We start from the raw sequence: 19,112 nt of genomic DNA, 5'->3' as shown, positions 1-19,112 counted from the left end.
GATACCAGCGGACGGTACGGCGCAGGCCTTCCTCCACCGTGACCGAAGGGCGCCAGCCAAGTTCGTCGCGGATGCGGGAGGGGTCGATGGCATAGCGGGCGTCGTGGCCGGGGCGGTCGGTGACGAAGGTGATCTGGTCGGCGTAGGGGGTGGCCTTGGGGGCCAGCTCGTCGAGGAGGGCGCAGATGGTGCGGACGAGGTCGATGTTCCGGCGTTCGTTCTCGCCGCCGATGTTGTAGCTGCGGCCGAGGGTGCCCTTTTCGAGGACGAGGAGGAGGGCGTCGGCGTGGTCCTCGACGTAGAGCCAGTCGCGGATGTTCTCGCCGGTGCCGTAGACCGGGATCGGACGCCCATGCAGCGCGTTCAGGATGACGACCGGGATCAGCTTTTCCGGGAAGTGGAAGGGGCCGTAGTTGTTGGAGCAGTTGGTGAGGACGGTGGGCAGGCCGTAGGTCTCGGCCCAGGCGCGGACCAGGTGGTCGGAGGCGGCTTTCGAAGCCGAATAGGGCGAGCGGGGATCGTAGGGGGTGTGTTCGGTGAACTGGCCGGTCGGGCCGAGGGAGCCGAAGACCTCATCGGTGGAGATGTGGTGGAAGCGGAAGCTGCCGGGCTTGCCCTGGCGGGTCCAGTGGGCGCGGGCGGCTTCCAGGAGGTTGAAGGTGCCGGTGATGTTGGTCTCGATGAAATCCGCCGGGCCGTCGATGGAGCGGTCGACATGGCTTTCGGCGGCGAGGTGCATCACGGCACCGGGGGCGTGGGTTGCGAAGATGCGGTCAAGGGTGGCGCGGTCGCGGATGTCGGCCTGTTCGAAGCTGTAGAGGTTGGAGTGGGTGACGGAGGCGACGTTCGCCGCGTTCGCGGCATAGGTCATGGCGTCGAGGTTGACGACCTCATGGCCGCGCGCGACGGCCAGGCGGACGACGGCGGAGCCGATGAACCCGCAGCCGCCGGTGACGAGGAGTTTCATTCGGTGGCCCCGTAGCGGAAGGGTTGGCCGATGTCGGCGAGGTAGGGGGCTTTGGCGTCCTTGTCGGAGAGGATGGGGAAGGCGGTGCCCCAGTCGATGCCGAGGCTCGGGTCGTCCCAGCGGACGGCGCCGTCGTTCTCGGGGCTGTAGAGGTCGGAGCATTTGTACTGGACCTCGGTATCGGCGGTGAGCGTCACGAAGCCGTGCAGGAAGCCCTTGGGGACGAAGAGTTGCCGCCCGTTGTCGGGGGTGAGTTCGACGGCGACATGGTTCCCGTAGGTCGGGGAGCCGGTGCGGATGTCGACGGCGACGTCAAGGATGGCGCCGCGCGAGCAGCGGACGAGCTTGTCCTGCGCGCGGGGGGGTGACTGGAAATGCAGGCCGCGGAGCGTGCCCCTGGCGGCGGAGAAGGAGTGGTTGTCCTGCACCCAGGGCAGGTCGAGCCCCGCGTCGGCCATGCGTTGCGCGTTCCAGGTCTCAGAAAACCAGCCCCGGGCGTCACCAAAGCGGCGGGGGGTGAGGATCAGGACGTCGGAAAGGGCGGTGGGGTCAATCTGCATCGGCAAAACTCGTCAGGACGGATGGGGCAGAGTTGCGTGGAGTTGACTGGCAATGCAAGCCGCGAAGGGCTGGAAACAGTCTGTTTGCGGGGTTTTGCCGCGTCGGGTCTTGGGCTATCAGGGGCCGATGACCAGGGGGAAAGGCGGGGAGATGACCCATCTGTGGGTGCGGGCGGAGCAGCGGCCGAACGAGGAGCGGGTGGGGATCACCCCGGAAGGTGCGGCGGCGCTGGTGAAGGCCGGCATCCGGGTGACGGTGGAGAGGTCGTCGGTCCGGGCGATCCCGCTGGACGGGTATCAGGCGGCAGGCTGCGAAATCGCGGCGGAGAATGCCTGGCCCGGGGCCCCGACAGATGCGATCATCTTCGGTCTGAAGGAGTTGCCCGAGGACGGGACGTCGCTCAGGCACCGGCACATCATGTTCGGGCATGCCTTCAAGGGCCAACCGGCGGGTCGGGAGTTGCTGAAGCGGTTCAAGGCCGGGGGCGGCACGCTTTACGACCTCGAGTATCTGGTGGGCGAGGACGGGCGGCGGGTGGCGGCCTTCGGCTATTGGGCGGGCTATGCCGGGGCGGCGGTTTCGTTGAAATGCTGGGCGGCGCAACAGCGGGGCAGGATTGCCGGGCCGGTGCGCAAAGTGGCGTCGAAGGAGGCCTTGCTGGGGGAGTTGGGGGAGGAGCTGGCGGGCCTTGCGCGTCCGCGGGCGATCATCATCGGGGCGTTGGGCCGGGTGGGCACGGGGGCTGCGGATCTGTGCACGGCGATGGGCGTCGGGGTGACGAAATGGGACATGGCCGAGACGGCAGGCGGCGGGCCGTTCCCCGAGGTCTTGCAGCACGAGATCTTCCTGAACTGTATCCTGGCGCGGCCCGGCTGTCCGGTGTTCGTGCCGGCGTCGGCGAAGACCGACCCAAGGAAGCTGACGGTGATCGGGGACATCGCCTGCGACCCGACCTCGGATTTCTCGCCGATCAAGGTTTATGACCGGGCGACGGATTGGGATGCCCCGGCGCTGCGGGTGCATGACGCGCCCCCGCTGGACGTGACGGCGATCGACAACCTGCCAAGCCTGATGCCGGTGGAATCGTCGGAGGACTATGCGGCGCAGCTGCTACCGTCGCTTCTGGCGCTGGATGCGCTGGACAATGGCGTCTGGGGGCGGGCGAAGGTGGAATTTGACAGGCACGTCGCGGGCGTGTGAGAGGGGACAAATTTCTTCGAGGAAATTTGCCAAGAATTTTCGAAAATTCTTGTCGCCGGGCGACAGGCGGAGGAGCTGAAAAATGACGATCCATTGGTGCGGCACGGGGCTGTCGTCGATTCCGGGCTTGCGGCGGCTGATCGAGGCGGGGCACGCCGTGACGGTCTGGAACCGCACGGTCGAGAAGGCCCGCGCCGAGGTCGGCGACCTGACACAGGACATCCGGGCCTTTTCGCTGGAGGCGCTGGCCGAGGCGTTGAAGCCGCATGACATCGCGGTGTCGATGCTGCCTGCGGACCAGCATGTCGGAATCGCCAGACTCTGCCTGGAGAAGGGGGCGAATTTCTGTTCGTCGTCCTACATCGCGCCGGAGATGCGGGCGCTGGACGAGGCGTTCCGCGAGGCGGGGCTGGTGTCGATCAACGAGGTCGGCCTGGACCCCGGCATTGATCACCTGATGGCGCATGACCTGGTGGCGCGGTATCGGGCGTCGAAGGCCTATCACAACGACAACGTGCTGAGCTTCACCAGCTATTGCGGCGGGGTGCCGAAGGTGGCGAACGCCTTCCGCTACAAGTTCAGCTGGGCCCCGGCGGGGGTGTTGAAGGCGCTGAAATCGCCCTCGCGCAGCTTGCGGCATTTCACCGAGCTGCGGGTGGCGCGGCCCTGGGATGCGATCAGCCGCTACGACGCGCCCTTGCCGGTGCCGGAGAGCTTTGAGGTCTATCCGAACCGCGACAGCTATCCGTTCATGGAGGAGTACCGCTTCGAAAAGCACTGGAAGGTCAAGGACTTCGTCCGGGGCACGATCCGGCTGAACGGCTGGGCCGATGCCTGGGCGCCGATCTTCCGCGAGATCGAGGGGCTGGAGGGGAAACCGGCAGCGGAGGTTGACGCGGCGCTGAATGCGCGGGCGGCAGAGTTGCTGCGTGACAATTCCTATGCCGAGGGCGAGCCGGACCGGGTGGTGCTGTTCGTGTCGCTGAAGGCGGAACGCGATGGAAAGCCGGTGTTCCACGAAACCTGGGCGATGGATGCCTGGGGCGACGTGCGCGGAACGGCGATGGGGCGGCTGGTCTCGGTGCCGGTGTCGCTGGCGATCGAGGCGGTGCTGAACCGCGAGATCCCGGCTGGGGTGCATGGCGCGCCGCATGATCCGAAGCTCCTGGCGCGCTGGCTGGATCAGGTCGGGCATCTGGCACAGGTGCTGCAACGGATCGACCATCTGGCCTGACGCAGCCCGTTTCGGGTGACAGGCGCTCCGCGCTGGCCTATCATCTGCCCTTACGACCCGGGACTACCGGGCAAACGAGCGAGGCAGGACGTGGGCCGCACAAGCAGCACGTCATGGAGATTTGACCGGCTGGCCGACAGGCTTGCCGTGATGGCGGCGCGGCGCGCGCGGCCAGCCGGGGGCTTCGTGTCGCAACCCGAGCCGCGGTCCATTGGCCTTTACACCCGGGGCAAGCAGCTGCTTTCAGGCAACATCCTCTTGGCCGGGCATCTGGCCGAGGCGCCGGGAGCGTCGCTCTGGGATATCTCCGCGCCGGAGCGGTTCGTGGCAGAGGCGCAAGGGTTCCGCTGGCTGGATGATCTGGCCGCGCTGGGCACGAAAGAGGCGCAGGGCCGGGCGCAGGACTGGACCTGGGGCTGGATTTCGCGCTTCGGCGGGGGCAAGGGGCCGGGCTGGACGCCGGACCTGACCGGACGGCGGATCATCCGCTGGGTGCATCATGCGTCGATCCTGATGCAAGCCCGAGACAAGGCGCAATCGGCGGCCTTCTATGCGGCGCTGTCGCGGCAGGCGAGCTATCTGGCGAAGCGCTGGCGCAGCGCGGCGGAGGGGTTGCCCAGGTTCGAGGCGCTGACCGGGCTGGTCTATGCCGGCATCTCGCTGATCGGGATGGAGGGGCTGGTGGCCCCGGCGTCGGCGGCGCTGGCCGCGGCCTGCGAGGCGGACATCGACGCCGAAGGCGGCATTCCGACGCGCAACCCGGAGGAGTTGCTGGAGGTGCTGACGCTGCTCACCTGGTCGGCGAGGGCGATGAGCGAGGCGAACCTGACGGTACCGCCGGCGCTGTCGGCGGCGATTACCCGGATCGCCCCGGCGCTGCGGGCCCTGCGGCATTCGGACGGCGAGCTTGCCCGGTTCCATGGCGGCGACAAGGGGGCGGAGGGGCGGCTGGATCAGGCGCTGGCGGCAGCGGGGGTGCGGGCGGGGGCGACGCCCGCCATCGCGATGGGCTATGCGCGGCTGCACGGCGGTCGGACCTCGGTCATCGTCGACGCCTCGGCCCCGCCGGGCGGACGGGCAGCGCGGACGGCCCATGCCTCGACCGGGGCTTTCGAGCTGTGTTCGGGGCGCCGGGCGCTGGTGGTGAACTGCGGTTCGGGCGCGGCCTTCGGGGCGGACTGGTGGCGGGCCTCGCGGGCGACGGCGTCGCATTCCGCGCTGGGCATGGAGGGGGTGTCGTCCTCGCGCCTTGGGGTTGCCGGTGAAGCGCTGGAGTACCGTGCGCAGGTCACGGCCTCGCGGCTGACGGTCGGGACCGAGGGGACCGACGTCTACCTGGCGCATGACGGCTGGCTGACCAGCCATGGGCTGACGGCAAGTCGCAGCCTGACGCTGGCGCATGACGGGCGGCGGCTGTCGGGGGTGGATGCGCTGACGGCGATGACCGGGGACGCGCGACGGCGGTTCGAGGATGTGATGACACAGACCGCGATGGCGGGCGCGCGCTTTGCGATCCGCTTCCACCTGCATCCGGAGGTCGACGCCACGCTGGACATGGGCGGTGCGGCGGTGTCGATGGCGCTGCGCAGTGGCGAGATCTGGATCCTGCGCTACACCGGGCAGGCGGAGTTGCGGCTGGAACCCTCGGCCTATCTGGAAGGCGGGCGGGTGAACCCCCGGCCATGCACGCAAATTGTGCTGCGGGGAGAGGCGCGGAGTTTCGAGACACGGATAGGCTGGACCTTGGCGAAGGCAAAGGATACTCCGCTGGCCATCCGGGACCTGGAGGGCGTGGACGCCTGAGGTTTCCGGGGCCACGAGCTACAGGGTTTGCCGCATGACCAACCTCGTCCCCATCGGCCGCGCGCTGATTTCCGTTTCCGACAAGACCGGGCTTCTGGACCTGGCGCGGGCCCTGGCCGGATACGGGGTGGAGCTGATCTCGACTGGCGGGACCAGCGGAATGCTGCGGGCGGCGGGGCTGAAGGTGCGGGACGTCAGCGACGTCACCGGCTTCCCCGAGATGATGGACGGGCGGGTCAAGACGCTGCATCCGAACGTGCATGGCGGGCTCTTGGCGCTGCGCGACGACGACGAGCATCTGGTGGCGATGGCGGCGCACGGGATCGAGCCGATCGACCTGCTGATCGTGAACCTTTACCCGTTCGAGCAGACGGTGGCTGCAGGCGCGGACCATGCGACCTGCATCGAGAACATCGACATCGGCGGCCCGGCGATGATCCGGGCGGCGGCGAAGAACCACCGCTTCGTGGCGGTGGTGACCGACCCGATGGATTACGACTGTCTCTTGGCGCAGCTGAAGGCCAATGACGGGGCGACGGGGATGGCGTTCCGGCAGAAGATGGCGCTGACCGCCTATGCGCGGACGGCGGCCTATGACACGGCGGTTTCCACCTGGCTGGCGGAGGAGATCGGGCAGGCGACCCCGCGCTATCGCAGCTTTGCGGGCAAGCTGGCGCAGCCCCTGCGCTATGGCGAGAACCCGCATCAGGCGGCGGCGTTCTATGTCGACGGGACGCGGCGTCCGGGGGTGGCGACGGCGCGGCAGTGGCAGGGCAAAGAGCTGAGCTACAACAACATCAACGACACCGACGCGGCTTTCGAGCTGGTGGCGGAGTTCTCGGGCGGGGCCCCGGCCTGCGCGATCATCAAGCATGCGAACCCCTGTGGGGTGGCGACGGCATCGACGCTGACCGAAGCCTACCAGCGCGCCTATCAATGTGACCAGACCTCGGCCTTCGGCGGGATCGTGGCGTTGAACCAGGTCCTGGACGGGGCGACGGCGGAGGAGATCGTCAAGATCTTCACCGAGGTGGTGATTGCCCCCGACGCGACCGAGGAAGCGCGGGCGGTGTTTGCGGGCAAGAAGAACCTGCGGCTCCTGACCACGGGCGCGCTGCCGGATCCGAAGGCGAAGGGGCTGGCCTTCAAGCAGGTGGCGGGGGGCTTCCTGGTGCAGGACCGGGACGCGGGGCATGTCGCGGCTTCGGACCTGAAGGTGGTGACGAAGCGGGCGCCTTCGGACAAGGAACTCACCGACCTGATGTTCGCCTGGACCGTGGCGAAGCATGTGAAGTCGAACGCGATCATCTACGTGAAGGATGGCGCGACCGTGGGCGTGGGCGCCGGGCAGATGAGCCGGGTGGACAGCACCCGCATCGCGGCGCGGAAGGCCCTGGACATGGCAGAGGCGCTTGGGTTGGCGGGACCGCTGACCAGAGGCGCGGTCGTGGCGTCGGATGCGTTCTTTCCGTTTGCCGACGGGCTGATCACGGCGGCCGAGGCCGGGGCGACGGCGATCATCCAGCCGGGCGGCTCGATGCGCGATGACGAGGTGATCGCCGCGGCGGATGCGCGGGGGCTTGCCATGGTCTTCACCGGCCAGCGGCATTTCCGGCACTGAGATGCGGCGGTTCTGGATCACGGCGGCTGTGACCTTCGGCATCGACCAGCTGACAAAGCTGGGCGTGGTGCAGGGACTGGGCCTGGTGCAGCGGGGCGAGATCGACGTGCTGCCGCCGTATCTTACCTTCCGCATGGCCTGGAACTACGGGATCAACTTCGGCCTTCTGTCCCACGGCTCCGACCTTGCGCGCTGGGGGCTGGTGGCGGTGGCGCTGGTCATCTCGGCCTGGGTGATCTGGTGGATGCGGCGCGAGCGGGGCAACTGGAAGGCGGAGATGGCGGGCGGCCTGCTGGTGGGGGGTGCGCTGGGCAACGTGGTCGACCGAATCGCCTATGGCGCGGTGGCGGATTTCCTGAACATGTCCTGCTGCGGCATCGAGAACCCCTATGCCTTCAACGTTGCCGACATCGCGATCTTCGCGGGGGCGCTGGGACTGGTGATCTTTGCCGGGGGGCAGGCGAAGGGTGGAAAACCCGCCCGCCGCCGTCGCTAATCACCCGTGACGCCCGCGTTGCTTTAGGCTAAGACGGGGAAAAGTCGGTTCGGAGGCAGGAATGCGGGCAGCGAAAGGCAGGGCGGTCATCGCGGTTGCGACGATGGTCACGCTTGCGGCCTGTGGCGGCGGCGGTGATCCGAAGCTGATGAACCTGCGGGCGGGTTCCGGCCCGGACGAATTTGCCATCGTGCCGCCGAAACCCCTGGAAATGCCGGAAAACCTGAGCGACCTGCCGGAGCCGACGCCCGGCGGCTTCAACCGCACCGACCAGAACCCCGAGGCGGATGCGGCGGTGGCACTGGGCGGCAAGCCTTCGGCGGCGGGGGGCATTCCGGCAGGGGATTCCGCGCTTTACGCCCATGCCGCGCGCTTCGGGGTCGATGGCGGCATTCGTGCCACGCTCGCCTCGGAAGACCTGGAGTGGCGGCGCGACAACAACGGCCGTCCACTGGAGCGGCTGTTCAACGTCAACGTCTACTATCGGGCCTACAGCAAGCAGCGGCTGGACCAGCAGGCCGAACTGGCCCGCTGGCGCAAGCTGGGCGTCCGCACCTCCTCGGCGCCGCCGCGCAAGGTGGGCGAAGAGTAACAAGCGCGTGGCCCCGGCTTGATTGTCCGGCCGCCACGCCGCAGTTTCCCCGAAGACCCGAACTGGAGAAGCCGATGCTCGGACGACTTGGCGCTGGCGCAGCCGCCCTGCTGACCCTTGCCCTGCCCGCCGCCGCGCTTGCCGACGAGCCGGTCACGACCTTCACCCTGGACAACGGGCTGAACGTGGTGGTGATCGAGGATCACCGCGCGCCGGTGGTGGTGCAGATGATCTGGTACCGGGTGGGCGCTGCGGATGAACCGGCGGGCCATTCCGGCATCGCGCATTTCCTGGAACACCTGATGTTCAAGGGCACCGACAAGGTCGGGCCGAACCAGTTCTCGGGCATCGTCGAGGCGCAGGGGGGCGACGACAACGCGTTCACCTCCTGGGACTACACCGCCTATTTCCAGCGCATTGCCGCCGACCGGCTGGATCTGGTGATGGAAATGGAGGCCGACCGGATGCGCAATCTGCGCCTGACGGAAGAGGATGTGACGACAGAGCGGCAGGTCATCCTTGAGGAGCGCGCACAACGGACGGACAGCGACCCCGGCACGCTGCTCATGGAACAGATGCGGGCGGCACAGTATCTGAACAGCCCCTACGGCGTTCCGGTCATCGGCTGGCGGCACGAGATGGCGGACCTTTCGCGCGAGGATGCGCTGTCCTACTACAAGCGGTTCTATGCGCCGAACAACGCGACGCTGGTGATCGCTGGCGACGTGACGCCGGACAAGGTGAAGGTGCTGGCGGAAGAATACTACGGGCCGCTGGAGCCTTCCGACGGGATTGTTCCGCGCGAACGGGCGCAGGAACCGCCGCAACTGGCGGAGCGTCGGCTGGTTCTTGAAGACGAGCGGGTGTCGGAGCCCTATGTCTTCCGCACCTACCTTGCGCCGGAGCGTGACCCCGGCAACCAGAAGGAGGCCGCGGCCCTGACCGTGCTGGCCGAGCTTCTGGGCGGGAACGGGCAGACCTCGGTTCTGGCGCGGGCGTTGCAGTTCGACCGGAAGGTGGCGGTCTATACCTCGGCCTACTACGACGGGACCTCGATCGACGATGCGACCTTCGGGCTGATGGTGATGCCCGCGCCGGATGTGAGCCTGGCCGATGCCGAGGCCGAGCTGGACAAGGTTCTGGACGACTTCCTGAAGAACGGCCCCGACCCGGCAGCGCTGGAGCGGATCCGCACCCAGGTCCGGGCGGGAGAGATCTATGCGCGCGACAACGTGGAGAGCCTGGCGAACCGCTATGGGCAGGAGTTGAGCGTGGGCCTGACGATGACGGATATCGAGGGCTGGGACGAGGCGCTGGCCGCCGTGACGGCCGAGGATGTCATGGCGGTGGCGCACAAGGTGCTGGACCGGAAGGACGCCGTCACCGGATGGCTGACCAAGCCTGCGGCAGAGGGGGAGGCCACGCCATGATCCGCACCGTTTTCGCCGCTGTCCTGCTCTTGGCCGCGCCGGCGCGGGCCGAGGTCCCGATCCAGGAAGTGACCTCTCCGGGCGGGATCACCGCCTGGCTGGTCGAGGATCACAACATCCCCTTCACCGCGCTGGAGATCCAGTTCAAGGGCGGCTCGTCGCTGGAGGCGCCGGACAAACGCGGGGTGGTCAACCTGATGACCGCAACGCTGGAGGAGGGCGCGGGGACGCTGGACAGCAAGGCCTTTGCCGAGGCCCGCGATGCGCTGGCGGCGAACATCAGCTTTGACTCCGGGGCGGATTCGGTGGGCGTGTCGGCGAAGTTCCTGACCGAGAACCGCGACCAGGTCATCGACCTTCTGCATGATGCGCTGGTGAACCCGCGCTTCGACCAGGACGCGGTGGACCGGGTGCGCGAACAGGTGCTGTCGAACCTGCGGGCGAACGAGAAGGATCCGGGCACGATCGCCTCGGAACGGTTCGATGCGCTGGCCTTCGGCGATCATCCCTATGGCTCGACCGGGGACGGGACGATCGCCACGGTGACGGCGCTGACCCGCGACGACGTGCTGGCCGCGCACAAGGGGGCGCTGGCGCGCGACCGGGTCTTTGTCGCCGCGGCAGGGGACATCACGGCAGAGGAACTGGGCAAGCTGCTGGACCGGCTTCTGGGCGACCTGCCCGCGACCGGCGCGCCGCAGCCGGGCGCGGCGGAGTGGAAGCTGCCGCCGGGGGTGACGGTGGTGGACTTCCCGACGCCGCAGTCGACGGTCTTTTTCGGCGAACTGGGCATTCCGCGCGATGATCCGGATTTCTTCCCGGCCTTCGTCCTGAACGAGGTGATCGGCGGCGGTCGCTTCACCGCGCGGCTGATGACCGAGGTGCGCGAAAAGCGCGGGCTGACCTACGGGATCGGCACCTACCTGGTGAACATGGAACATGCCGACATGCTGCTTGGACAGTTCTCGGCCTCGAATGACAAGGTGGCCGAGGCGATCAAGGTGGTGAAAGACCAGTGGGGGAAGATCGTCACCGAGGGCGTGACGCCGGAAGAGCTGGAGGCGACGAAGACCTATCTGACCGGGTCCTACCCGCTGCGGTTCGACGGCAACGGGCCGATTGCCAGCATCCTGGTCGGGATGCAGATGGACGGGATGCCCATCGACTATGCCACCACGCGGAACGCCAGGATCGAGGCGGTGACGATGGAAGACATCAAGCGCGTCGCGGCCCGGCTGATCAGACCCGAGGCGTTGCAATTCGTGGTGGTGGGCCAGCCCGAGGGAATGTGAGCCCGGGCTCGCATTTTGGCGGAAGTCCGGCAGGGGGCCGGGGATGCGGGGCAAACAACCCCCTTTCCCCATCCTGACCCATGGTCTACCAATTCGGCATGACCTGGACGATCCCGAACACGCTGACCGTGCTTCGTCTGCTCGCCGCGCCGGGCGTGGCGATCATGTTCCTGTATTTCCACCGTCCCTGGGCCGACTGGCTGGCACTGACGCTGTTCGTGGGGGCGGCGATCACCGACTGGTTCGACGGCTATCTCGCGCGGCTCTGGAAGCAGGAGTCGAAGTTCGGTGCGATGCTGGACCCGATTGCCGACAAGGCGATGGTGGTGATCGCGATCATGGTGATCACCGGTTACAACGGGATGAACCCCTGGCTGATCCTTCCGGCGACCCTGATCCTGTTCCGCGAGGTCTTCGTGGGGGGACTGCGGGAATACCTGGGGCAGAAGAGCGGGATGTTGAAGGTCACGAAGCTGGCGAAGTGGAAGACCACGGCGCAGATGATCGCCATCGCGGTGCTGTTCCTGGGGACCGGGCTGGAATACCTGAACGGGGTCGCCATGCAGGGGATGACGCCGGAGCAGTATGCCGAGGCGGTGTCGGCGGGGACCGCCGATCCGATCCGCGCCTGCGGCAAGCGGGACTGCGCGTCCTATGCGAACCTGGTGGGTTTCTGGCTCATGTGGATCGCGGCCCTGCTGACGGTGGTCACGGGCTGGGAGTATTTCTCGAAATCGTTGCCGTTCCTGCGGGAAGACAAGTGATCGACGTGCTGTATTTCGCCTGGGTCCGGGAACGGATCGGGCTGCCGCGTGAGCGGATCGAGACCGGGGCCGAGACGGTGGCCGGGCTGGTCGACGAACTGCGGGCCAAGGAAGAGCGGTATGCGGCGGCCTTTGCCGACCTTTCGTCGCTGCGGGTGGCGCTGGACCAGGAGTTGGCCGATTTCAATGCACCGCTGGCGGGGGTGAGGGAGGTTGCCTTCTTTCCGCCGATGACCGGCGGATGAAGGGTGGGGGCCGAGATGCGGGTCGCAGTCCAGTCTGCCGCGTTCGACCTCGGGGCCGAGGTTGCAGCCTTCACTGCGGGGGTCCGCGGCGCGGGGGCGGTGGTCAGTTTCACCGGACTGGTACGCGACGAGGGGGGAAAACTCTCGGCGATGGAGATCGAACACTACCCCGGCATGACGGAGAAGGCGATTTCGGGGATGGTCGGGGAGGCCATCCAGCGCTGGTCGCTGGCAGATGCGCTGGTGATCCACCGGCATGGCAGGCTGGCCCCGGGGGAGGCGATCATGATGGTCGCGACGGCGGCGGCGCACCGCGGGGATGCCTTCAGCGCGGCGGAGTTCCTGATGGACTACCTGAAATCACGGGCTCCGTTCTGGAAGAAGGAGATCGGAGCCGGTGGAGCCGACTGGGTGGCTGCGAAGGATTCGGATGAGGATGCGTTGAAGCGGTGGTGATGTCCACGGTGGACAAATCTGGAATTTATTGAAACTTCAATGGATTGACTGCGGGCGTTTAGCATCTGTTAAGGAATGGCGGTGTGGCGGATCACGCTGGTACCTCCTCCAGCCGCAGCCCCGGCCTGAGCGCGATGTCGGCGAGGGTGGAGCGGTCGAGATCGGCCAGGAAGGCCGCCTCGGCGGTGCGGAGCCGGTTTTTCAGGCGGCAGTGCCCGTCGATCGTGCAATCGCCGCCGGGGCCCGCAAAGCATTCGACCAGCGGCTGGTCGTCTTCCAGCAGGCGGATCACCTGGCCCAGGCGGATGTCGGATGCCGGACGGGACAGCATCGCCCCGCCGCCTCCGCCGCGCCGGGTGGTCACATAGCCTGCCCGGGCAAGCTTCTGGATGATCTTGGTCAGGTGGTGGCGGGACAGGCCGAACTCCGCGGCCAGTTCGGCGGTGGAGAAGCCGCGGTCGGGCGCTCCCGCCATCCGCATCAGCATCCGCAGCCCGTAATCGGTGAAGGAGGTTAGGCGCATGTCGGGGTCTGCCTTCTTGAATAAGTATTGCAAATACCAATTAACAGGGCTAGAGGGGAATGCAAGCAGATCGGTCCCCTTGCCATGTCCTTGTCCCCGCCGCCGATGGCCTCCGCCCGCCCCGAGATCACCGCCGCGCTGATGGCCGAGACCGGGCTGGACGAGCACATCCTGCGCAACCTGGTGCATCGCTTCTACGACAGGGTCCGCGCCGATGCGGTGCTGGGGCCGGTCTTTGCCGAGCGCATCGCCGACTGGACGCCGCACCTGGAGCGGATGGTGGCCTTCTGGTCCTCGGTCGCGCTGATGACCGGGCAGTATCACGGGGCGCCGATGCCCGCCCATGCGGAGCTTCCGGTGACCTGGGCGCATTTCGACCGCTGGCTGGCACTGTTTCGCGCGACTGCCGAGGAGGTCTGCCCGCCCGCAGGCGCGGCGCTGGTGATCGACCGCGCCGGACGCATCGCGCGGTCTTTGCACATGGCGGTCGAGGATACTGCGCGCGCCGCAGGAAAAGCGCCCTCGCTGCAACGATGATGAGGAGAAGAGGATGACCGACACCGCGCCAATCGACGACCCCGTCGCCCTGACCCGGCATATCGAGGCCAGCTTCCACGCCCGCCACCGCGCGCAACTGCCGGAACTTGCCGCGATGGCCGAGAGGGTCGAGCATGTGCATTTCGGCGACGAGAATGTGCCCGAGGGCCTGTCCGCCCTGCTGCGCCGGATGATCGGGGCGCTGGAGGTGCATATGAAGAAGGAGGAGTTGATCCTGTTCCCCGCGATCCGCCGGGGCGGCGGGCCGGGGATCGACGGCCCCATCGCCGTGATGCGCGCCGACCATGACGACCACGACCGGGAAGTCGCCGAAATCCGCCGCCTGACCGGGGGACTTGCCGTGCCGGAGGGCGCCTGCCGGACCTGGACGGCGCTTTATGCCGGGCTGGGCGCGTTCCTCGACGACCTGGCCGAACATATCCGGCTGGAGAACGAGGTGCTATTCCCGCCGTTCGAAACCGAGGCGGCCCGTGCCTGACCCGGTGCCGCCGCGCCCGGCGGTTCCCGACGACCCGGTGGACCGGATCCGCGTCAAGCGCATCTACCGGGCGGCGCGGGTGTCGGATGGCAGGCGGGTGCTGGTCGACCGGCTGTGGCCGCGTGGCGTAGCCAGGGATCGTGCCCGGCTGGACAGCTGGGCCAGGGACCTTGCGCCGAGCGATGCGCTGCGGCGCTGGTATCATGCCGAGCCCGACCACTGGGAGGAGTTCGTGACCCGCTATCGCGCCGAGCTTGCCGCCAGGCCCGAACTGGTGCGCGCGCTTGCCGCGCTTGCTTCGGAGGGCGTGGTCACGCTCTTGTTTGCCTCGAAGGAGGAGGAGCGGAACAACGCGACGGTGTTGCGCGACTGCCTGCGCGAGGAGATCGCCAGGGGACGGGGCGCGGCCTGACCGGGTGGATCAGGCCGGACGGTCGCCAGGGCCGACCGCGAGCACGGTCAGGTCGCGGCATTCGCCGCCGCGGGTCTCCCACTGGAAGCGCGCCCCGGCCTTGAGCCCGAGGAGGGCCACCCCGATCGGCGTCAGGACCGAGGCGCGGCCGGCGTCGATGTCGGCCTGTTCGGGCCAGACCAGCGTGGCGGTCTGCTCATGCCCCGTGGTTTCATCGCGCCAGGTGATGCGGCTGCCGATGCCGACCACGTCGGCGGGGATGCGGGCGGCGGGCAGGATGCGGGCGCGAGACAGTTCTTCGAGCAGCCGGTCGGCCAGCGCGGGCATCCGCGCCGACGCGCCTTCGACCAGCGCTTCGAGATGGTCGACGGTTTCCTGCGCGATGGTGATCTGCGGACGATGGGCCTTGGACATGCAGGATGCTCCTGTGGGGGCCGGGCCGGGCCCGGGAAATCTGGAAGGGAAGTGGGTTCAGGTGTCCCCGGGCGCAGGGTCAGGCCAGCCGCGCCAGCGCCCGGGGTAAGGCGCTGCCGTGCGGAAAACCGGCCATCGTCCGGTCTCTGAAGCTGGCGAAAATCCTGATCATGCGGGCAGGATAGGATGGCTGCGCGCCAAGGTCCATGCCGGTCATGCTTCCCCTTCCAGCAGCAGCCCCATGATCTGAGCGCCCAGGGCGAGGTCGGAAACCTGTCCGAAGTGCCGGGCGCGCATCTGGCCCGCACGGTCGAAGAGGACAAGCGTCGGCGTTCCCTCCAGCTGCCATTCGGCCATGGTCCGGGGCATCGGGCCCGTGCTGCCGGGCTGGTCCACGGCAACGGGAAAGCGGATGCGGTATTCGTGCAGGAAGGCGCGAAGCGCGACGGTGGTCATGGCCGCATGATGTTCGAACACCGAATGCAGGCCGACGACGGCAAGCTTGTCCGCGGGGAAGGTGCTGGCCAGACGCCCGGCCTGCGGCAGGCCATGGCTGACGCAGCCGGGACAGAGCATCTGGAACACCTCGACCGCCAGGACCCTGCCGCGGAAGGAGTCGAGTGACATCGGCTGATCGGTGTTGAGCCATTCCTGGACGTGAAGTTCGGTCATGTCGTTCTTCAGGGCGTGCTGTCGGTCGGCAAAGGTTAGGACCGCCGGAAACTGCCCGTCAAGCGGCGGCGGCGGTGATCCTGCTGCCGAAGGCGTGACCCGACGTATCAGCCCCTGCCGAAGCGCGACTGCCAGCTGGGTTGCAGGTCGCCGGGTTCGGAGCGCGCCAGCCAGACCGCCCGGGCGATGGCGCGGGCAAGGCAGGTGGCGGCGGCGTGGCCAAGCTGGAAACTGTCGGTCAGCGGGTCTTGCAGCGGCTTTGCCCCGGTCGCCACGCTGAACACGAGATCGCCGTCGAGGGGCGTGTGCGAGGGGACGAGGGCGCGGGCCATGCCGTCATGCGCGGCCACGGCCATGCGCTGCGCCTGGGCCTTCGTCAACGTCGCGTCGGTGGCGACGATGGCGATGGTGGTGGCCTCGCCCAGCCGCTTGCGGGGGAGGGGGGCGTCCTGCGGGGCGATCGGTGCGGGGCCGAGTCCGCCGAATTCGGCCTCCTCCTCCCACGGCGCGGCCCAGAAATGCGGGGTCTCGCCGACGGTGGCCTGGCCGAGGGCGTTGACGACGACCAGCGCGCCGACCGTCAGGCCGGAGGGCAGGACGCAGGAGGCGGAGCCGAGCCCGCCTTTCAGGGTGCCGGTCATGGCGCCGAAGCCTGCGCCTGCGGTGCCCAGAGCGAAGTCCGGGGCGGCAGTGTCGAAGGCACGGCGGCCGAGGGCGGGATAGGGGCTCTGCGTCCAGTCCTTGTCGCCGCCGTTCAGGAGGTCGAAGACGATGGCTCCGGGCACGATGGGGACGCGGACGGGGCCGACGGCGAACCCCCTGCCCGCGTCGCGCAGGCCCTGCATCACGCCCTGCCCGGCGTCGAGGCCGAAGGCGGAACCTCCTGCCAGGAAGAGGGCATCCACGTCCTGCACCATGCGGTCGGGGGCGAGGAGGTCGGTCTCGCGCGTGCCGGGAGAGCCGCCCATGACATGCACGGCTGCGACGAAGGGGCGGTCGGCGGTGAGGACGGTGACGCCGGAGCGCAGGCTCGCGTCCTCGGCATTGCCGACGCGGAGGCCGGGGACATCGGTGATCTGGTTCTTCGGGCCGGGGCGCATCAGATGCGGGTCTTGGTCGCGGCGGTTGCGGGGTCGCCGGTGTTGGGGGTGCCTGCGGGCTCGATCAGGAGGAGGTGGGTTTCGACAGTCGAACGGGGGCGGTGCTGCATGCCCTTCGGGACCACGAAGACCTCGCCGGGGGTCAGGGTCACGGCGCCGTCGGGGAGGTCGATCGCCAGTTCGCCGGACAGGACCATGAAGAAATCGTCGGTTTCGGGATGGTCGTGCCAGATGAACTCGCCCAGAACTTTCACCACCATCAGGTCATGGCCGTTGAAGCTGCCGACGATCTTTGGCGACCAGTGCGCGTCAAGCTGAGCAAGCTTTTCGGCAAGGTTGATGGGTTTCATCGGCTGCCCCCCGGTTTCGGACGGGCCAAGTGTGGCAGAAGGCTCGGGATTGGAAAGGGGCTCGTCGCGCGACTCCGTCACTCGTCGCGGGTTGGCGACGAGTGACGAAGGCATCGAGGAGCGGGCGTTCAGAAGTCGAAGATGTCGCTCAGGAAGCTTTCACGGCGCTTCTTCTTGTAGCCGTGGCGGTAGTCGTCATCGTCATCATCGCGGCGACGGCGGTCGTCCTCGCGATACGGGGTGCGGGGTTCGGGCTGGTAGACCGGGGCCGCATGCTGGGGGGCGTGGCTCTGCACCGCCTGCTGCGGGGTCGGCGCGGGGGCGGCTGCGGGGCCGCCGAGGGAGCGTTCGATGATCTTGTCCAGTTCGCCCCGGTCCAGCCAGACGCCGCGGCATTTCGGGCAATAGTCGATCTCGACCCCGCCACGGTCGGCCATCACCAAGGTTTCGTTGTCTACCGGACAGCGCATCTGCATCTCCATTCCATGTGTCAGGTCGTTACATGGGGTCGCAAACGCACCTCGCAAGGGTCGTTTCGTGTCTTGCGCGAAATGTCGCGACGGCGCATGGAAGGGGGGAGCCGTGGCGATGGCGTCGCCGCAGGGGTGTTGACCCCGACGCTTGTGGGGGAACCCGCTTCCGTCCTGTACGCCGGGACCTTTCGGGGTCTCGTGGCGCACATGCCCGACCCCTGCACATGAGGTCTGGAAATGTCGTTGAACCGTCCCGAGATGTACCGCTTTCACAATGGCGGCAAGAAGGACACGCTGCCCTTCGCCGATCAGGAATACCATGATCGCCTCGAAGGCCTGCGCGAGATCATGGAGATGCACGAGTTGGACGCTGTGGTGCTGACCAGCATGCACAACGTCGCCTATTATTCGGGCTTCCTCTATTGCAGCTTCGGGCGTCCCTATGCCTGCGTGGTGACGAAGACCGAATGCGTCACGATCAGCGCGGGGATCGATGCGGGCCAGCCCTGGCGGCGGTCGATTGCCGACAATATCACCTATACCGACTGGCAGCGGGACAACATGTGGCGGGCGGTAGCCTCGGTGACGGGGACGGGCAAGGCGGTGGGCTGCGAGGCCGACCATCTGACGATGGAGCGGGCGGAGAAGTTCAACACTTTCCTGAAGCTGAAGCGGGGGATGGATATTGCGCCCGCGACGATGCACCAGCGGATGATGAAGTCCCCGGCCGAGATCGCGCTGATCAAGCACGGGGCGAATGTGGCCGACGTGGGCGGCTATGCGATCCGCGAGGCGATTGCGGTGGGAGCTACGGAGCTGGAGATCAGCATTGCCGGGCGGGACGCGATGGAGCGGGAGATCGCCAAGCGCTTCCCGGATGCGGAGTATCGCGACACCTGGGTCTGGTTCCAGTCGGGGATCAACACCGACGGGGCGCACAACCCGGTGACGAACCGAAAGCTTCGCCACGGCGATATCCTGAGCCTCAACTGCTTCCCGATGATCAGCGGCTATTACACGGCGCTGGAGCGGACGCTGTTCGTGGGCGAGGTGGACGATGCCAGCATGAAGGTCTGGCAGACGAACATCGACAGCCATGAATACGGGATGAAGCTGTTGAAGCCGGGGGCGTCCTGCGCCGAGATCACCATGAAGATCAACGAGTTCCTGGCGGAGCGGCAGATGCTGCAATACCGGACCTTCGGCTATGGGCATTCGTTCGGGGTGCTGTCGCACTACTATGGCCGCGAGGCGGCGCTGGAGCTGCGCGAGGATATCGACACGGTGCTGGAGCCGGGGATGGTGATCTCGATGGAGCCGATGCTGACGATCCCGGAAGGAATGCCGGGAGCGGGGGGCTACCGCGAGCATGACATCTTTGTCGTGACCGAGGATGAGCCCGAGGACATCACGCATTACCCCTACGGGCCTGCGTTCAACGTGGTGGGCTGAGGCGTCGGGCCGGGGGATC

At 67.6% G+C, this 19,112-nt stretch carries 24 protein-coding genes; 15 read left to right on the top strand and 9 right to left on the bottom strand.

The window, feature by feature from the left end; translation table 11 throughout:
• Both rfbB and rfbC read right to left on the bottom strand, forming a co-directional pair.
• The coding region (gene rfbB, locus JNL31_RS05910; protein WP_294971035.1) for a dTDP-glucose 4,6-dehydratase at positions 1 to 967 on the bottom strand (967 nt) is incomplete at its 3' end.
• Entirely contained in the window at positions 964 to 1,527 is a 564-nt protein-coding gene (rfbC, locus tag JNL31_RS05905) for a dTDP-4-dehydrorhamnose 3,5-epimerase (RefSeq protein ID WP_294971033.1), read from the bottom strand. The genes rfbB and rfbC, both read right to left, overlap by 4 nt.
• Before the next feature lie 151 nt (positions 1,528 to 1,678).
• Between rfbC and JNL31_RS05900 the strand changes: the two genes are divergently transcribed.
• The 11 genes from JNL31_RS05900 to JNL31_RS05850 all read left to right on the top strand — a co-directional run bounded on the left by JNL31_RS05900 (position 1,679) and on the right by JNL31_RS05850 (position 12,661).
• On the top strand, positions 1,679 to 2,728 hold the full coding sequence (locus tag JNL31_RS05900; RefSeq protein ID WP_294971031.1) for a saccharopine dehydrogenase: 1,050 nt from the start codon (positions 1,679 to 1,681) through the stop codon (positions 2,726 to 2,728).
• 82 nt (positions 2,729 to 2,810) lie between these two features.
• Positions 2,811 to 3,962 (top strand): saccharopine dehydrogenase family protein, encoded by a 1,152-nt coding sequence (locus tag JNL31_RS05895; protein ID WP_294971029.1) that lies wholly within the window; start codon positions 2,811 to 2,813, stop codon positions 3,960 to 3,962.
• 90 nt (positions 3,963 to 4,052) lie between these two features.
• A complete protein-coding gene (locus JNL31_RS05890) occupies positions 4,053 to 5,765 on the top strand; it encodes a heparinase II/III family protein (protein ID WP_366928920.1) in 1,713 nt (570 codons plus the stop codon).
• Between the two features lie 34 nt (positions 5,766 to 5,799).
• On the top strand, positions 5,800 to 7,386 hold the full coding sequence (gene purH, locus JNL31_RS05885) for a bifunctional phosphoribosylaminoimidazolecarboxamide formyltransferase/IMP cyclohydrolase (protein ID WP_294971028.1): 1,587 nt from the start codon (positions 5,800 to 5,802) through the stop codon (positions 7,384 to 7,386).
• 1 nt (position 7,387) lies between these two features.
• On the top strand, positions 7,388 to 7,882 hold the full coding sequence (gene lspA, locus JNL31_RS05880) for a signal peptidase II (protein WP_294971026.1): 495 nt from the start codon (positions 7,388 to 7,390) through the stop codon (positions 7,880 to 7,882).
• 61 nt (positions 7,883 to 7,943) lie between these two features.
• Complete coding sequence (locus JNL31_RS05875) at positions 7,944 to 8,474, top strand: DUF3035 domain-containing protein (protein WP_294971024.1); 531 nt, start codon at positions 7,944 to 7,946, stop codon at positions 8,472 to 8,474.
• 74 nt (positions 8,475 to 8,548) lie between these two features.
• The gene (locus JNL31_RS05870; protein ID WP_294971022.1) at positions 8,549 to 9,904 is read left to right on the top strand and encodes a pitrilysin family protein; all 1,356 of its coding nucleotides are present in this window, start codon (positions 8,549 to 8,551) and stop codon (positions 9,902 to 9,904) included.
• Positions 9,901 to 11,196, top strand: coding sequence for a pitrilysin family protein (locus JNL31_RS05865; RefSeq protein WP_294971020.1), 1,296 nt, complete (start codon positions 9,901 to 9,903; stop codon positions 11,194 to 11,196). The genes JNL31_RS05870 and JNL31_RS05865 overlap by 4 nt, the downstream gene beginning before the upstream one ends.
• 98 nt (positions 11,197 to 11,294) lie before the next feature.
• Positions 11,295 to 11,960, top strand: coding sequence for a CDP-diacylglycerol--glycerol-3-phosphate 3-phosphatidyltransferase (pgsA, locus tag JNL31_RS05860; RefSeq protein ID WP_294971018.1), 666 nt, complete (start codon positions 11,295 to 11,297; stop codon positions 11,958 to 11,960).
• Positions 11,957 to 12,205 (top strand): molybdopterin converting factor subunit 1, encoded by a 249-nt coding sequence (gene moaD / locus JNL31_RS05855; RefSeq protein WP_294971016.1) that lies wholly within the window; start codon positions 11,957 to 11,959, stop codon positions 12,203 to 12,205. The genes pgsA and moaD overlap by 4 nt, the downstream gene beginning before the upstream one ends.
• Positions 12,206 to 12,220: 15 nt before the next feature.
• Positions 12,221 to 12,661, top strand: coding sequence for a molybdenum cofactor biosynthesis protein MoaE (locus JNL31_RS05850; RefSeq protein ID WP_294971014.1), 441 nt, complete (start codon positions 12,221 to 12,223; stop codon positions 12,659 to 12,661).
• Positions 12,662 to 12,752: 91 nt separating this feature from the next.
• Here JNL31_RS05850 and JNL31_RS05845 read toward each other — a convergent pair whose 3' ends face one another.
• Positions 12,753 to 13,184 (bottom strand): Rrf2 family transcriptional regulator, encoded by a 432-nt coding sequence (locus tag JNL31_RS05845; protein WP_294971012.1) that lies wholly within the window; start codon positions 13,182 to 13,184, stop codon positions 12,753 to 12,755.
• Between the two features lie 105 nt (positions 13,185 to 13,289).
• Between JNL31_RS05845 and JNL31_RS05840 the strand changes: the two genes are divergently transcribed.
• Genes JNL31_RS05840 through JNL31_RS05830 form a run of 3 tightly spaced genes read left to right on the top strand, consistent with a single transcriptional unit; the run spans position 13,290 to position 14,632 of the window.
• Positions 13,290 to 13,721, top strand: a complete 432-nt coding sequence (locus JNL31_RS05840) for a group III truncated hemoglobin (protein ID WP_294971010.1) — start codon at positions 13,290 to 13,292, stop codon at positions 13,719 to 13,721.
• A 13-nt stretch (positions 13,722 to 13,734) separates the two neighbouring features.
• Positions 13,735 to 14,220 (top strand): hemerythrin domain-containing protein, encoded by a 486-nt coding sequence (locus JNL31_RS05835; protein ID WP_294971008.1) that lies wholly within the window; start codon positions 13,735 to 13,737, stop codon positions 14,218 to 14,220.
• Positions 14,213 to 14,632: a DUF488 domain-containing protein gene (locus tag JNL31_RS05830; protein ID WP_294971006.1), complete on the top strand. Its 420-nt coding sequence runs from the start codon at positions 14,213 to 14,215 to the stop codon at positions 14,630 to 14,632. Before JNL31_RS05835 ends, JNL31_RS05830 begins: the two co-directional genes overlap by 8 nt.
• Before the next feature lie 9 nt (positions 14,633 to 14,641).
• On the opposite strand, the gene rnk is transcribed toward JNL31_RS05830, so the two are convergent.
• The 6 genes from rnk to JNL31_RS05800 form a co-directional block, all read right to left on the bottom strand.
• Positions 14,642 to 15,046 (bottom strand): nucleoside diphosphate kinase regulator, encoded by a 405-nt coding sequence (gene rnk, locus JNL31_RS05825; protein WP_294971004.1) that lies wholly within the window; start codon positions 15,044 to 15,046, stop codon positions 14,642 to 14,644.
• Between the two features lie 79 nt (positions 15,047 to 15,125).
• Positions 15,126 to 15,263, bottom strand: coding sequence for a hypothetical protein (locus tag JNL31_RS05820; protein WP_294971002.1), 138 nt, complete (start codon positions 15,261 to 15,263; stop codon positions 15,126 to 15,128).
• Positions 15,260 to 15,718: a TlpA family protein disulfide reductase gene (locus JNL31_RS05815; protein ID WP_294971000.1), complete on the bottom strand. Its 459-nt coding sequence runs from the start codon at positions 15,716 to 15,718 to the stop codon at positions 15,260 to 15,262. Before JNL31_RS05815 ends, JNL31_RS05820 begins: the two co-directional genes overlap by 4 nt.
• Positions 15,719 to 15,825: 107 nt before the next feature.
• Complete coding sequence (locus JNL31_RS05810; protein WP_294970998.1) at positions 15,826 to 16,818, bottom strand: P1 family peptidase; 993 nt, start codon at positions 16,816 to 16,818, stop codon at positions 15,826 to 15,828.
• Positions 16,818 to 17,168 (bottom strand): cupin domain-containing protein, encoded by a 351-nt coding sequence (locus JNL31_RS05805; protein WP_294970996.1) that lies wholly within the window; start codon positions 17,166 to 17,168, stop codon positions 16,818 to 16,820. Before JNL31_RS05805 ends, JNL31_RS05810 begins: the two co-directional genes overlap by 1 nt.
• A gap of 128 nt (positions 17,169 to 17,296) precedes the next feature.
• Entirely contained in the window at positions 17,297 to 17,638 is a 342-nt protein-coding gene (locus tag JNL31_RS05800) for a zf-TFIIB domain-containing protein (RefSeq protein ID WP_294970995.1), read from the bottom strand.
• Positions 17,639 to 17,884: 246 nt separating this feature from the next.
• Here JNL31_RS05800 and JNL31_RS05795 point away from each other — a divergent pair, with 246 nt between their 5' ends.
• On the top strand, positions 17,885 to 19,093 hold the full coding sequence (locus tag JNL31_RS05795) for a M24 family metallopeptidase (RefSeq protein ID WP_294971037.1): 1,209 nt from the start codon (positions 17,885 to 17,887) through the stop codon (positions 19,091 to 19,093).
• The last annotated feature ends 19 nt before the right edge of the window (positions 19,094 to 19,112 follow it).

Source organism: Tabrizicola sp. (assembly GCF_016792905.1).
Taxonomy (GTDB): Bacteria; Pseudomonadota; Alphaproteobacteria; order Rhodobacterales; family Rhodobacteraceae; genus Tabrizicola.
Note: the sequence above shows the minus strand (reverse complement) of the source record. Positions and strands in the feature narration are given on the sequence as shown.